Source organism: Pantoea sp. SGAir0184 (assembly GCF_043544755.1).
Window position 1 is genome coordinate 3,055,714 of the sequence record NZ_CP028050.1, and the last position, 13,231, is coordinate 3,068,944.

At 54.0% G+C, this 13,231-nt stretch carries 14 protein-coding genes; 7 read left to right on the forward strand and 7 right to left on the reverse strand.

Annotated elements, in window-relative coordinates:
* Positions 1 to 20 precede the first annotated feature (20 nt).
* Positions 21 to 263, reverse strand: a complete 243-nt coding sequence (ycgZ, locus tag C1N60_RS14535) for a regulatory protein YcgZ (protein ID WP_021508613.1) — start codon at positions 261 to 263, stop codon at positions 21 to 23.
* 312 nt (positions 264 to 575) lie between these two features.
* On the opposite strand from ycgZ, the gene C1N60_RS14540 reads away from it, so the two are divergent.
* Positions 576 to 815 carry a biofilm development regulator YmgB/AriR family protein gene (locus tag C1N60_RS14540; protein WP_021508614.1) on the forward strand — a complete coding sequence of 80 codons (240 nt, stop codon included), beginning with the start codon at positions 576 to 578 and terminating at the stop codon, positions 813 to 815.
* A gap of 221 nt (positions 816 to 1,036) precedes the next feature.
* On the opposite strand, the gene C1N60_RS14545 is transcribed toward C1N60_RS14540, so the two are convergent.
* Together C1N60_RS14545 and C1N60_RS14550 are read right to left on the reverse strand one after the other, a co-directional pair.
* Positions 1,037 to 1,297, reverse strand: a complete 261-nt coding sequence (locus C1N60_RS14545) for a hypothetical protein (RefSeq protein ID WP_031279895.1) — start codon at positions 1,295 to 1,297, stop codon at positions 1,037 to 1,039.
* Positions 1,298 to 1,497: 200 nt separating this feature from the next.
* Positions 1,498 to 2,961 (reverse strand): sugar porter family MFS transporter, encoded by a 1,464-nt coding sequence (locus tag C1N60_RS14550; protein ID WP_081316057.1) that lies wholly within the window; start codon positions 2,959 to 2,961, stop codon positions 1,498 to 1,500.
* A 343-nt stretch (positions 2,962 to 3,304) separates the two neighbouring features.
* Between C1N60_RS14550 and C1N60_RS14555 the strand changes: the two genes are divergently transcribed.
* On the forward strand, positions 3,305 to 3,880 hold the full coding sequence (locus C1N60_RS14555) for a TetR/AcrR family transcriptional regulator (protein WP_058781239.1): 576 nt from the start codon (positions 3,305 to 3,307) through the stop codon (positions 3,878 to 3,880).
* A gap of 23 nt (positions 3,881 to 3,903) precedes the next feature.
* Here the strand turns inward: C1N60_RS14555 and C1N60_RS14560 are convergent, their stop codons facing one another.
* Both C1N60_RS14560 and C1N60_RS14565 read right to left on the reverse strand, forming a co-directional pair.
* Positions 3,904 to 4,584 (reverse strand): BPL-N domain-containing protein, encoded by a 681-nt coding sequence (locus tag C1N60_RS14560; RefSeq protein WP_230201064.1) that lies wholly within the window; start codon positions 4,582 to 4,584, stop codon positions 3,904 to 3,906.
* A gap of 299 nt (positions 4,585 to 4,883) precedes the next feature.
* Positions 4,884 to 5,339 (reverse strand): MarR family winged helix-turn-helix transcriptional regulator, encoded by a 456-nt coding sequence (locus C1N60_RS14565; protein WP_058769416.1) that lies wholly within the window; start codon positions 5,337 to 5,339, stop codon positions 4,884 to 4,886.
* 77 nt (positions 5,340 to 5,416) lie between these two features.
* On the opposite strand from C1N60_RS14565, the gene C1N60_RS14570 reads away from it, so the two are divergent.
* From C1N60_RS14570 to C1N60_RS14590, 5 genes are all read left to right on the forward strand, one after another.
* Positions 5,417 to 6,496, forward strand: a complete 1,080-nt coding sequence (locus tag C1N60_RS14570) for an FAD-dependent oxidoreductase (RefSeq protein ID WP_394521015.1) — start codon at positions 5,417 to 5,419, stop codon at positions 6,494 to 6,496.
* A 390-nt stretch (positions 6,497 to 6,886) separates the two neighbouring features.
* A complete protein-coding gene (locus C1N60_RS14575) occupies positions 6,887 to 10,120 on the forward strand; it encodes an autotransporter domain-containing protein (RefSeq protein ID WP_394521016.1) in 3,234 nt (1,077 codons plus the stop codon).
* Positions 10,121 to 10,510: 390 nt separating this feature from the next.
* On the forward strand, positions 10,511 to 11,116 hold the full coding sequence (locus C1N60_RS14580; protein WP_394521017.1) for a hypothetical protein: 606 nt from the start codon (positions 10,511 to 10,513) through the stop codon (positions 11,114 to 11,116).
* Between the two features lie 144 nt (positions 11,117 to 11,260).
* Complete coding sequence (locus tag C1N60_RS14585; RefSeq protein ID WP_211726322.1) at positions 11,261 to 11,539, forward strand: type II toxin-antitoxin system RelE/ParE family toxin; 279 nt, start codon at positions 11,261 to 11,263, stop codon at positions 11,537 to 11,539.
* The gene (locus tag C1N60_RS14590) at positions 11,539 to 11,844 is read left to right on the forward strand and encodes a HigA family addiction module antitoxin (RefSeq protein ID WP_211726323.1); all 306 of its coding nucleotides are present in this window, start codon (positions 11,539 to 11,541) and stop codon (positions 11,842 to 11,844) included. Before C1N60_RS14585 ends, C1N60_RS14590 begins: the two co-directional genes overlap by 1 nt.
* A 358-nt stretch (positions 11,845 to 12,202) precedes the next feature.
* Here the strand turns inward: C1N60_RS14590 and C1N60_RS14595 are convergent, their stop codons facing one another.
* Together C1N60_RS14595 and C1N60_RS14600 are read right to left on the reverse strand one after the other, a co-directional pair.
* Positions 12,203 to 12,418 (reverse strand): hypothetical protein, encoded by a 216-nt coding sequence (locus tag C1N60_RS14595; protein WP_021508621.1) that lies wholly within the window; start codon positions 12,416 to 12,418, stop codon positions 12,203 to 12,205.
* A gap of 150 nt (positions 12,419 to 12,568) precedes the next feature.
* A complete protein-coding gene (locus C1N60_RS14600; protein WP_372773182.1) occupies positions 12,569 to 12,994 on the reverse strand; it encodes a cell envelope integrity TolA C-terminal domain-containing protein in 426 nt (141 codons plus the stop codon).
* Positions 12,995 to 13,231 lie beyond the last annotated feature (237 nt).

The following is a 13,231-nucleotide window of genomic DNA, read 5'->3' on the forward strand; positions in this document are numbered from 1 at the left end:
ACCGATTATCCCTTTTCGTATCAGCGTTCAAACAGCATGCCAATCAGCGTCTGGTAATGACGCTCTTCTTCATAATTCGCCGCGACCTCAAGGCGTCTCAGCAGTTTGGTGCAGATCGCCTTACGGTTGAGGTTTTTTCCTGCGCGCAGGATCTCAACGACAATCTGCCCCAGCGTTTCCTGCTGAGTAGGTGCTGTCGCTCTGCTGAAATAGCGGGCAATCTCACTGGCGCTATCTGGAAATTTTGCAACATTCTGACGCATGATGATCCCCTCGAATGGTTAAAATACCGCCGCTTTTCTCTGTGCGTAAACTTATACAAAGAAATAAAACTTGTACAGCAATACTGTTTCTTTATTAGCTACGTTCTTGTGCAAAAAATGCTAACACCTTAATCTCAGGGGTTTACGTGCTGAAATAACCGGCATGATGGATGGGTTCAGCGGCAGGAAAAACGGTATAGGTCTGAACAACCCGCTGATTTCCTGACACGGGGAGAGGATTGTTGCTGTACAGACGATATCGTATCGGTTACTTTGCGCCCTACAAGATGATCGTGAGCTGCAGGTGGACAAATGAGAAACAACGGGCTGCCGCCTTGTCACAATACCGGACTAGCCGGTTACTTCAGTCAGGTCACCGATCCCCGCCAGATTGCGCTACTGGGACGCATCACCGTTGAAATTTTGCGTCAGGAACGTCGGCTGACGCGCACCGCGATCTGCCTCAAGCTTATCGGGCACATCAATGACACGGACGATGACGTCGAAGCGGAACAGGCACGGTCCCTGCTGGCGATGCTGTTTGGTCGCTGATCGTTTGATTCATCCGCTCACCTTCTGCGCGTTGCACATCCGTCGCTAAAGCCCGCATCCATTGTCACATGCCGCGTTGCCGAAAATCGTTTATACGAGGTTTGATGGTGGTGAAGACGTCATCCCTGACAGTTTTCTCCGGCCGGTACACGCTAACGCGCGTCCGATGAGGTCATCTACGTTGTCGTCTTCCGGCCAGAGCCGGACTACGTCTTATGGCGTCAGTTCTTCTCGTCGTTCAGGCCTGCAAGCGTCTGCAGGTACGGCACATGGATCGCGGCCTGCTCAGGCTCATCAAAGCTTCTGAGCCAGCCGATCGCCTCTGAAATCGCGGACAAACGTGTGTCGCTGCCGCCAGCGCGTTTCATGTGTCTGAGCTCGTCGATAAGCGTATTAACGCTGATCTTCTTTTTGCCCAAAGCCAGGCTTAGTGCCGCTTCGCCAATAATGACGTGCCCTTTCCCGTCGTGTTGAATAGACAAATTTACTTCCTCCATTTCACGTTGATGAGAACCTCACGTCACACTGTAGACCCTATTGAGCGAACCGGTGCAGGCAAGTTCTGAAATGAAGCCTGTAACAGGATTTATTTTAGCGAGCATGAAAAAATGCCGCGGCGGGTGTCGCGACAAAGGTTTTTGTCGGCAGGCGCTGACGCAACCTGCCGCAGCATGACGACGATTCAGCCTGATGACGCGGCTTGATCCGCAGGTTCACCAAAATGCTCGCGCATGTGGGATTCAATTTCTTCCAGTGATTTCCCCCGGGTTTCCGGTAACATCACGGCAATAAACACCAGAGAAGCCACATTGATTGCGGCAAAGATAAAGAACGCCTTATTACCCACCAGCGACAGCAAAGGCGGAAACGCCAGCGCCACCACGGCGTTGCATATCCACTGAAATGCTACCGCTGAACCGGTTAATACCCCGCGAACTTTCATCGGAAACAACTCCGACATCAGCAGCCAGTAAACCGGGGAAATGCACATCTGCATAAAGAACAGAAACACCAGAATACACGCCAGCGCCAGCAGGCTTTGCGTCAGGCTTTGTGGCATGAGAACCAGCACCGCGCCCAGCGCCAGCTGCATCGCAATCACCACCGACAGCCCGGTCATCAGCATCGGGCGCCGGCCGAAATGACTGATGGCTTTAATACCGGCAAAGGTGGCCAGTACCGATACCACCCCGTTGCCGATAGTGGCCGCAATCGAAGCACTGGTGCCCAGCCCGGTACTTTTCAGAATGACTGGCGTGTAATACATGAAGGCGTTGACGCCGGTAAACTGCGCGACGATGCCCATGCCGCAGCCCAGCAGCAGCAGACGCACAATCCATTTCTCTTTTAACAATTCGCGCGCAGGTGGCCCCTGACGGGCTTCGCGGGCATTCTGCCGCATCTCTGCCATCTCTTTTTTAATCTCGCGCGGATTTTCCCGCAGTTTGCGCAGGATACGCAGCGCCTCATTAAAGCGTCCTTCCGCCACCATCCAGTGCGGTGAAGCCGGGACAAAAAAGGTGCCAATAAACAGCAGAATGCCGGGGATCATCGCCAGCGACAGCATATAGCGCCACATGCCCGGATCGTGCAGTAACAAACTCATGGCGGCGCTGACGACATAAGCCAGCAGTTGCCCTGACACAATCATCAGTTCGTTGCGGCTGACCAGCGGTGCCCGGCGCTTTGGACCGGCAATTTCAGCGATAAAGACCGGAACCGTTGACGATCCGCCGCCCACCGCGAAACCCAGAATAAAGCGCATCACCACCATGATTTCCAGATTCGGCGCAACCGTGGTGCCTAACGCCCCGGCAATGAACAACAGGGCAAGGCTGCGTAACGTGATACGGCGACCAAAGCGGTCCGAGACATAACCGCTGATGAACGCGCCGAGCGCGGAGCCAAAGGTGAGCGCAGAGGTCACCAGCCCTTCGGTAAATGGCGTGAGATCGAGACCGCCCTGCGCGGCGGGCAGCGTCATGTAGGGCAGCGCGCCGGAAATAATGCCGGTGTCGTAGCCAAACGCCAGCGCGCCCATCGTGGCGACTAACACCACAAAAAACAGGCGCTGCTGAACAGTAAATGTCAGGCTGCCGCTATCATCGGATTGAGACTGCGAAGGATTTTGCTTGCTATCGTCCATGGGTGATTCAAGACCTGGTCAATGACGGGATAAAAAGGAGGTTTGAGTATAGTCAGAAACGAGAAAGTGTGAGGCTGGTCACGATTTTTGCCGGATGGCGACTGAATAAAAATCCCGCACCGCCCTGACTGCACAGCGCATGTTTGCGCCGCAGCCGCGCTCTCGCATTGCGCTCAAACCCTGGCTGGCCTGCTGCAATCCCGCCCCCGACAGGGGGAGAATTTTCTGCTAAGGTACGCTGGCTGGTTAATGAGAAACACGCTAAGGCGTAACGCAGAAAGGTAGGTCCGGCGACAGGTTGCTGCATTAACATTCAGGACAACGGTGTCTTTTAAGGTTGAACGTGAAAAAAGAAACGGTTAAGAAAAATATCATTCTCGCGGCGCTGCAGCTGTTTCGGGAGCGCGGCTTCAACAATGTTTCAACCCGCGATCTGACCAATACGCTGGGCATATCCCGCAGCCATATCTACCACTATTTCAAAAACTGGGATGCGCTGAGGCTGGACTCGATTGCTTTCATGCTGGATGAGGACGTTGCCGCTTTCTCTGTAGAGAGTGAAAAGAGGGATGATTCACAGCATGACGCCTTTTTTCGTGCGCTGGTGGATTATCTCCTGCCAGACGGGCCGGCTTCTCACTGGTTGATCTACCTCGAGTTGTGGCCGCTGGCGGCAAGGGATACGCAATATGAGCAGCTGCTGCTCTCCAGCACGCAGACGTGGACAGCGATCATCCGTCAGGGCTTATCCGGCCAGGCATTTGGCCACCTCAGCGAAGCAGGTAAAGACGAGGTGGCGCGTAATCTTCACGCCCTGATTGACGGTTACTCAAGCGCGCTTATTCTTAACTACTCTGCGGATAAGCGGACACATTTTTTTCTTGAGATAATGGCCGCCTTGCAGAAACTTTGTCGCTAGCAGGGATTTTTCCACATAGCCGCTTACCTCCCGGGCTTTAAATCATTAAACAGCCTGGCCATCTTGCTGCCGGCTGAGGTGTAGGCCGGATTGTTTTTCTCCGGCGCCATCCAGCTTTCATCCGCTTCCGGATGCGGTCCGCTCAGGAGCACCGTGCCTTTACCGTAAGTATATTTCGCCAGCGCGATATCACCGTTGGCATAGCGCGCCAGAGCGACAAAGCCGTGCGCGTCTTCGGCATTCAGGTAAGGACCATCCTGATAATAAAATTTTTCGGTTTTACCCTGCCAGACAACATCGACAACGTAATCGCCCTCGTCGGGTATGTTAGTCCCCTTGCGCATGACTTCAGAGTCCAGCGATGAGGGGATCAGCCCCAGCCAGTTTTCATCGGCCAGATACGCGCCCATGCACAATCCGAGAAAGCTTTTTCCATTGCGGACAAATTTACGTATGGCCTCAGCCCCTTCGTCGCCCAGCGCAGCAAAGGCGCCGGGGATGTCCTGCCCGCCTCCGGGCTGGATGTACACATCAAAAGTGGCGAGATTATCCTCCGTGACCTTTATTTTTTCCTGCTCTCCGACATAAGCGATGTCCAGCGGCAGACCGCTCTGTTCCAGCGATTTACGGACCATTTCGGAGCAGCCCGGACAGCCGGCACCGCCGCGATAGATAGCGACATGGGTGACGGCTGCACTGGCCATATTCGCGGTGGCTAACCCGCCGGCAAGCAGAATGGCAGCATACGTCAGAAGGTTCTTCATCAGATAACGCCAGAAACAGGAGGAGGCTCTCAGTAACATTGTTTTCACCATCAGCGGCAGGACCAGGCTCAAAATTAGAGCGACTGCTCAATTTAGGGCCAGCACGAAGAGGCTGTCAACAGCCTGACAGCGCGAAAAATACAAACCCCTGTTTTAATTAGTCTTTCACATGATCCCGTCAACGGCTGCCGCGATTGTGCCGGTTGCAGAAGGAGTGTCTGAACCTGACCGGCCGGGAATTATTCGATAAAACCGCTGGCAGACTGCCGTAACCGCCCGGTGATAGCGATCAACCCTTCGATGTCTTCCGGCGTCAGCAAATCGAGGAAATTTCGCCGCACGCCCGCGGCATGTATCGGCCGCGCTGTAGCAAGCAGCTGGCTCCCTGCCTCTGTCATGCGGACTGAAATCCCTGCGCGAGTCGTGCGGCTGCGCTGTACCAGATCCCGGGCGGCCATACGTGAAAGCTGGTGCGATAGCCGCGACTTGTCCCATTCAAGGTATTCCAGCAACTCTCGCTGCAGCAGTACGCCCTGCGGACTGCGGTTGATTTCCATCAGGATCATGAAATCCGGACCGGACAACCCGGTCGCCTCATTGATCTCTCTGACAATGCGTCCGGTGATGATTTCAGCAAGCCGGCGATATCCGCGCCATGCCTGCCACTCTGCGTCTGAAATCTCTGTGCTGCCCATTATTTATCCCGTCGCGTAGTTGATATGTCAACTTTGTGATTATACAGTATCCACTTTCACATTGGGGAAGAAAAGACATGTCGGACAAACTGACTATCGCTATTGTGGGCGGCGGCCCGGCAGGCCTCACGGCGGCCGTGATTCTTCAGCGCCACGGTTTTAACGTAACGGTGTTTGAGGATGAGCCGGCGGATGCTGCGCGGAGTCAGGGCGGCTCGCTTGATTTGCATGCTGACAGCGGCCAGGCGGCACTGCACAGAGCGGGCCTGCTGGAGCAGTTCATCAACATCGCCAGGCATGAGGATCAGGAAAGCCGGATGCTGAATTACCTTACCGGAGACATTGAGGTCGACAGATTCACGCCGGAAGGTGAAATGGATAAACCGGAAATCGATCGCGGCGAGTTGAAAAACCTGCTGCTGAGCGCCCTGTTACCGCAGACCCTGCAGTGGGGTCACAAATTGCATTACGTTGACTATGGCCGGCAAAAAGCGCACGGGCTGGTATTCAGAAACGGCAGGCGCTACGAAGCCGATATCGTGATTGGTGCAGACGGTGCCTGGTCGCGGGTCCGCCGTTATCTGACACCGGTACGTCCGTTTTATACCGGCATTACCTTTTTCGAAGGCTGGATAGATCACCCGTCCGACCAAATCAACAGCATTGCCGGCAACGGGACCGCGTTCAGCTTTGGCGGTGCGCAGGCGCTGGTCACGCAACGCAACGGCGGCGGGAGGATTTGCGTCTATGCGGCGATGAAGCGCGCCCCTGATGTCATCGATCAACACATAGCCTCCTCCGGCCTCACCGCCTGGGTGCGCGACAGCTACCGCGACTGGGCCGCTTCCCTGCAGTTGGTGGTAAACGCCACCGGTGACTATGTCAGACGCCCGATTTACAGCCTGCCCGCCGATTTTGGCTGGGCACCACGGCCGGGCATCACCCTGATTGGCGATGCCGCTCACCTGATGCCGCCGGTTGGCGTCGGAGTCAACCTGGCGATGCTTGATGCTTCAGACCTGGCTCTGGCACTGTGCGAGGCCTCGCACCCGCAGAACGGACTGCGCTCTGCGGAGATCCTGATTATGGAACGCGCACGCGACATGATGCCTGATGCAATAGCGGGGTTTCAGAACTGGTTCGATGAGAAAGCCTGAGCCGATCTGACAGCATGAGTTCAGACAACGCACTCGCGGATTATTGCCTAACCCGCGTGATAGCCGGTTTTTACTCCCTTAATTACGCTTTTGTCATCGTCGCTTCCCGGTAACATAAAAAACATAAAAATATTAATCATCTCTGGGTAGCGCATGAATGCTTCTTCAACCGCCGGGCGTATTTACGCCTGGCTGATAACGGCTGCTTTTTTTTGGGGTATCACTCCGTCAGCCTCAGCGTTATCTAACGGCTGTGCTACCGTCAATGCCCTGTCAGGTTCCACCTCTCTGTCCTATAGCGCCAACAGGTATCCTGCCTCGGACTTTACCGCTGGCGACGCGTTGACGCTGAGCTTTACCGACAGCGGTTCTGCTGTGGGCGGCACTCCCATGAACGCCGACAGTCTGAGCGTGGCCCGTTTTGACCTGAGTAATGCTCAGACTTACAACGCCGTAAATTCAACCACAACCACTTCCCACACCGTGACAATCACCGTACCGGCCGGCAGTCTGGAGACCAACGGGCTGGCCGTGCGGATTACCACCTCGCATGGACAGCTCAGTAACCTCGTATTTAACTGTACCAGTGCAACATCGTCATCCAGCGATGCCACGCTGTCAGGCCTGTCATTGTCTGCTGGCGCACTGTCACCGTCTTTCAGCGCCGCCACCAGCAATTACAGCGCATCGGTTGCGTTCGATGTTTCGTCGGTGACGGTAACGCCGGTAGTGAATGAAAGCCATGCCACGGTGACAGTCAATGGCTCATCAGTGGCTTCGGGTTCGGCCTCGCAGGCCATCGCGCTTAACGTCGGAAGCAACACTATTTCCGTGGTGGTGAGCGCGCAGGATGGTACCACCCGCGGGTACAGCATCAGCGTGACCCGTGCAGAAGCGCCGCCAGCCTCGGCAAACAGCAGTTCAACCGTTGCGGCCAACAGCACCAATAACACTATTTCGCTGGCGCTCAGCGGTGGGGCGGCGACGTCGGTAACTCTCGTAACGCCTCCGGCACACGGTAGCGCCACGGTTTCAGGTATTGACGTGATGTATACGCCGGCAGCAGGTTATTCCGGCAGCGACAGCTTTGTCTGGCATGCCGCAAATGGGGGTGGAACCTCTGCGGATGCTACCGTAGCGCTGACTGTCAGCGCTCCCGCGCTGGCGCTGTCACCGACATCGGGTGCGCTGTCCGCCGCGACGGTCGGCAACACCTGGTCGCAGACGCTCACCGCCTCAGGCGGCACGGCTCCGTATACCTGGAGCAGCACCGCTTTGCCGCCAGGCCTGTCGCTGAACGCATCCGCCGGTACGCTGTCCGGAACGCCCGCAGCGGCAGGAAATTATCACTTCCAGGTCATCGCGACGGACGCCCACGGGGCCAGCGGCTCCGCCAGCTACACGCTGACTATCAACGCTGCGGCCCCCTCAGCCAGCAACAGTACCGCCACGGTCGCCGCCAACAGCAACAACAATACGCTGCCTCTCAGCCTTTCCGGCGGCGTCGCGACGTCCATCACCATCATTACTCCGCCTTCACACGGCAGCATTACCGTAACCGGCACCAGCATAACGTACCAACCTGCTGCAGGATTCTCGGGAAGCGACAGTCTCACTTACACCGCCAGCAACAGTAGCGGAACCTCCAGCAGCGCGCAGGTTTTAATCAGCGTGTCGCAGTCCGTCCTGACGCTTTCGCCACCCGGCGGAACGCTGCAGCCTGCAACCGCCGGCAGCGACTGGACAACAACAGTGACCGCAACAGGCGGGACGGCTCCTTATTCTTTTAGCGCGCTTAACCTGCCAGCAGGCATCAGCCTGGACAACCCGACAGGCAAACTCTCAGGCACACCTGAGGCAGCCGGGAACTATCGTTTTCAGATCACCGCAGCAGACAGCCTCGGTAACCGCGGCACGGCCAGTTATACCCTGGCTGTCACGGCAGCTACGCAGTCAGTCCTGCAGCTACAACCCGCAGGCGGTCAGCTGCCACCGGCTCAAGCAGGAAAAATGTACGCACAGACTTTCAGCGTGACGGGAGGAATCGCGCCCTATCGCTGGCTGTCTGGCGGAACGCTGCCTGCGGGCATGACGTTCGCTGATGGACAGCTCAGCGGTGTGCCACAGGCAGCCGGTAATAGCCAGTTCAGTGTTCAGGTTACCGATGCTGCCGGCAGTACCCTGCGGGTTAATTACACGCTGTCGGTAACAGCTGCCGGGCCTCAGGCCACTGACCACAGCGCCACGCTTGTTGCCGGTCAGTCGGTCATAGTGAACCTGACCAGCGGTGCGACAGGCGGTCCGTTTACCGGCGCGCAGTTGCTTGATCAACCGGAAAGCAGTCTCGGCAAAGCGGAAATACATGCGTCGGGAAGTGAGTTTCAGCTGTTTTTCACCGCAGCCGCACAGGCCAGTGGCAGCGTCGCACTCCGCTACGTGCTGACCGGCCCTGCCGGCACAACGCCGCTGGCCAGCGTGACATTGACTATTACCGCCCGTCCCAACCCTGCGCAGGACGCAGATGTCATTGGTCTGGTCAGCGCTCAGTATCGTGCCGCGCAGAGTTTCGCTCGCGCGCAGCTACGAAACTTCAGCGACAGGCTGGAACAGTTACACAGCGGCGGCGAACTCCCTTCGGACATCAACGGCATCCGCTTTTCGCTGCCATCGGCTCAGGCAGAGCATGATGCTGACGAGAAAATGTGGGCAACCGCTTGGCAGCAGAAAGCCTTCAATGATCAACGCCCGGCGCAGCCCTCTCTCCCCGCGCTGCCCTTCTCCACCGACAGGCAGGTACAGCGCCTGTCTTACTGGACAGGCGGCTATGTTGATTTTGGTGGCGATAAAGCCGGCGGCGTGCATTTCAGTCATACCACCGTGGGCGTGTCTACCGGTGCCGACTACCGCTTCACTTCCGCCGTCGCGGCAGGATTAGGTATTGGTTTTGGCCGTGACGTCAGCGACATTGGCGACAGCGGCACGCGGACCAACGGGCGCGCATTCAGCACAGCACTGTATGGCAGCTACCATCCAGGGACGTTCTTCGTGGACGGCCTGCTTGGGCATGGCGTAATGGACTTCGATAGCAAACGCGTCATCACCGGCACTTCCAGTGAAGCTCGCGGCAGCCGTTCCGGACGGCAGATTTTCGCCTCGCTGACCTCAGGCTATGAATTGCGAACCACAGACAGCCTGTTATCACCTTATGGCCGCCTGCAGTATTACCGCACATGGCTTGATGGTTACAGTGAGTCCGGCGCAGGCGCATATAGTCTGGCTTATGCTCCGCAAACGGATTCTCAGATCATTGGTGGCGCCGGGCTGCGCGGTGAGCATCGGGTAACGAGCGGTCAAATCGCGCTGCGCTTGCAGGGTCGTGTAGAGTACGCGCAGACACTCAGCAACAATGGTATCGCTCGCGTGGGTTATGCCGATACCGGCAACGACACGTGGCGAGTACCGCTGACCGAGCCGAGCCGCCAGACGTTAACGGCAGGCACCGCGGTCGATTTTCTGCTGCCGCACAATATCACGCCCGGAATCGCTTACCAGGGAACGCTGGGGCTTGATGCACAGCGCACCCGCGATCAGATGATCATGATTCGGGTGAATATCGGATTCTGAGTGGAGAGTTGCGGGGTTGGATAACTGGCGGCCAGGCTAAGTCATAGCGATTGAGTGGTCTGATTATGCTTTTTGATGGCGTTTTTTGAACGTCATGAGAATTGCAAATAAACAGTCTTTTTCAGGTCCGCCACCATGTGGTATTTACCCAAAGCTAAGAAATTTTACATCACTTATATCTATACATTTTTACTTTAGCATCAATCCATGCCAATCAATTCTCTTAAAGCATCAGTTTAAAACGAATCGATGTATAATTTATCACCTCCCCTTCAGGGAAATATCTTTTTTTGATTAATTAAAAGTCGTGGCATCTCAGTCAAACACTTAAAGCCAAGCTAAAAACATGTTACATTGAGGATATTTAATCTCGCAATCAAAAGGCTTAAAATGAGCAAAACCACTGCTTTACTTGACAACTTGTTAAAATATAGTCCATTGGTGACTAACATAGTCACAATCATTGTGGCTATGGTTGTGGGCACCTGGGCAATTTTCTCAACGATTTCAGTTAGAAAAGAAGGTCAAATTGCAGAATATAAACTTCGTGAACTTGAGCAGAGGACACAGCAATTACCACATGTTGCAGCCAGAGTAGAGATTTTGACAGAAAAAAATGTTAATCAAGACCAGATTATTAAAATCAAAGTAGTGCTAACTAATTCTGGCAATAAAGAGAGTCGTATTCAGCTAGATAATGAGTCGTTAACACTCGTACCAGTAAGCTTTAACAAGGGGGAACCTGTTTATAACGAGCCCATAAATCTGATAAATGGTCGTTATCGAGGAGCGGCTAAACGTTATATAATGAACTGGATAGATATTGGAGCTGGTGAATCGTATACATTAAATTTCGTACATTCAATCAACCAATCAGGTACCTATCTTGTTCATTTTTTGGCGTTCAACGACACTCAAACTAATAATAAATTAAAAAATGATATTTTTTCTTTTCAGTATGCAGTGGGAGAGGATAAGTATTTTACGATTGAATGATATCGATAACTTGTGCTAATTACGTTCGAAAACTTATTGCACTTCATTCATGCTCATTATCTGTAGTCCAGAACTGAATCTGCTGTTGCTTGCTACGCAACACATGCTATAGTGTTCCTTATTGAGCAACACTGAGAAGCATGGATGATTAAAACCTGGCTACATAAGGGGCTTGAAGAGTTTTACACCACCGGCACCACTCGTAAGATCAACGCAGCCCATGAAAAGCGACTACGTACGCGTTTGAGAGTGATTGACCTGGCTGAGAAAATTGAGGATATGAACCTTAGTGGCTACAGGTTGCATCCTTTAAAAGGTGACAGACAGGGTATCTGGTCTATCACGGTTACAGGAAACTGGCGCATCACCTTTGAATTTAGAGATGGTGACGCCTACATTCTGAATTATGAGGATTACCACTAATGACTATGCATAACCCCCCTCATGCGGGTGAAATCATTTCCGATATCATGGAAGATCTCGACATCGGCATCAGAGAGCTGGCACGTGCTTTAGCTATCGCCCCCTCCACGGCTTCGCGAATGGTGTCGGGAGCGACGGCGGTAACACCAGAGATGGCTATCAAATTATCGGCCGTGATCGGCAGTACACCTGCGATGTGGCTGCGCATTCAGGCGGCCTATGATTTAGACCGGGCTGCCAAAAATGTTGACCTGTCGGTACTGAATACTAGCTTCAAACCTGGCCCACTACACGGCGTTAACTGAAACCTATGCTGAGGCTTCATCGTGGTAAGTAGCGTCTTCCCTGATAGGATGGGAGATGCATTGTTTTGTCTTTACTGCTCCTGTTTTAATCTGCCAGGCAGCAATCCGGGAGCATCAAGAAACAGGTCAGCCGTTCCGTTCAGCTACGTGTGGCGCTTCAAGCACCGATTTACCTGAGGATTGGCTCTGCGCTGAAATAATATATGGAATTTCATATTTTCCTCCAGATTCCACTTAGCCTCAGCATGAAAATCGCAGTAAAAATCACTCTAACGAGCTTATAGCACAATGCCGAACCTCATATCGCTCTGTCAGCAGCAAAAATAATCGCCCCGATCTATAAATTGCCACCAGCGGTCTACTGTTGCTTTTGTTCCGCCTCTTTCTGTTTTTTGGCGGCCATGTGGTGGCCCACCGCGCAGCCAGCTGCCGCACCGGCAACGCCATGATGAACCAGATGACCTGCCACGCCGCCAGCGACGGCGCCTTTCAGACACCCTTTTGCCTCTGCCTGGGCGCTAACGACTAAAAGAAGGCCTGCCGCTGCCAGGGCCGCAATCCACTGTTTTTTCATTGCCTTGAATCTCCATAAAGATACGTGTTATGTCAGTAATGCTGAGCATAGCCTGGCAGAACTGACGGCGTGATATACAGGGGTTAAACGGCAAACTTTGTTACCTATGGTTACGCTTATGCAGCAACGGTCTGATCGGGAGAAAGCCAGTCAGGGCGCAAAACGCACCGGTATCTTTTCTTTCAGATACACAGGCCGCATGGGAAAGGTGTTGGCATCTATCGCCTGCTTTACCGCGTCGATAGCGACGGCGCACAGATCAGCATCTCCGCCCTGCGCAGTGACGTTTGTCGGTGGCTGACCTAAGGGCTGCGTAATGACCAAATCACAGGTCTTACCGTGATATAAATTCGCGTCAAAAAACCGATACTGTATTGCGGTAACGGCCTGACAAAGCCACAGATGAGTATCTTTATTTGCTATTTGCGAGGAGGTTTGCGATTCGCACTCGCTTCTTATCTCGGAAGCGGTTGGAAACCTGAATGACTGCCTTGCTGTTTGTTTAGTATGGGACTGGCAGCCGACTAATAACATGACGGCGATAAGTGAGAGTGTTTTTTTCATCATGGCTTCCATGCAGATCATTTATGCATTTATATCATCCCGGACAGATTGCGGAAACCGCGCCTGCTATCGGGTTGCTTTCGCATTGGCAGCGAATACTCACAACCCAGCAACCGACCGCATTATAGATGTGAGAATAAACAGCGTAACGTCTCAAGCCAATTCGCAGACCCCCTCAAAGGTTGCAAAATAAGGCCAGCGTGTTTTGGCCAGCCTGACATGGCGGGGTAGGTTTCTGTTGAAAGGTCG

Excerpts from the sequence above, each read along its gene's own strand:
- C1N60_RS14560 (WP_230201064.1), bottom strand. The coding sequence starts at position 4,584 with ATGGCCAGTGCAGCCGTCACCCATGTCGCTATCTATCGCGGCGGTGCC.
- C1N60_RS14550 (WP_081316057.1), bottom strand. The coding sequence starts at position 2,961 with ATGGACGATAGCAAGCAAAATCCTTCGCAGTCTCAATCCGATGATAGC.
- C1N60_RS14595 (WP_021508621.1), bottom strand. The coding sequence starts at position 12,418 with ATGAAAAAACAGTGGATTGCGGCCCTGGCAGCGGCAGGCCTTCTTTTA.
- C1N60_RS14580 (WP_394521017.1), top strand. The coding sequence starts at position 10,511 with ATGAGCAAAACCACTGCTTTACTTGACAACTTGTTAAAATATAGTCCA.
- C1N60_RS14585 (WP_211726322.1), top strand. The coding sequence starts at position 11,261 with ATGATTAAAACCTGGCTACATAAGGGGCTTGAAGAGTTTTACACCACC.
- C1N60_RS14570 (WP_394521015.1), top strand. The coding sequence starts at position 5,417 with ATGTCGGACAAACTGACTATCGCTATTGTGGGCGGCGGCCCGGCAGGC.
- C1N60_RS14565 (WP_058769416.1), bottom strand. The coding sequence starts at position 5,339 with ATGGGCAGCACAGAGATTTCAGACGCAGAGTGGCAGGCATGGCGCGGA.
- C1N60_RS14600 (WP_372773182.1), bottom strand. The coding sequence starts at position 12,994 with ATGGAAGCCATGATGAAAAAAACACTCTCACTTATCGCCGTCATGTTA.
- C1N60_RS14590 (WP_211726323.1), top strand. The coding sequence starts at position 11,539 with ATGACTATGCATAACCCCCCTCATGCGGGTGAAATCATTTCCGATATC.
- C1N60_RS14575 (WP_394521016.1), top strand. The coding sequence starts at position 6,887 with ATGAACGCCGACAGTCTGAGCGTGGCCCGTTTTGACCTGAGTAATGCT.
- ycgZ (WP_021508613.1), bottom strand. The coding sequence starts at position 263 with ATGCGTCAGAATGTTGCAAAATTTCCAGATAGCGCCAGTGAGATTGCC.
- C1N60_RS14540 (WP_021508614.1), top strand. The coding sequence starts at position 576 with ATGAGAAACAACGGGCTGCCGCCTTGTCACAATACCGGACTAGCCGGT.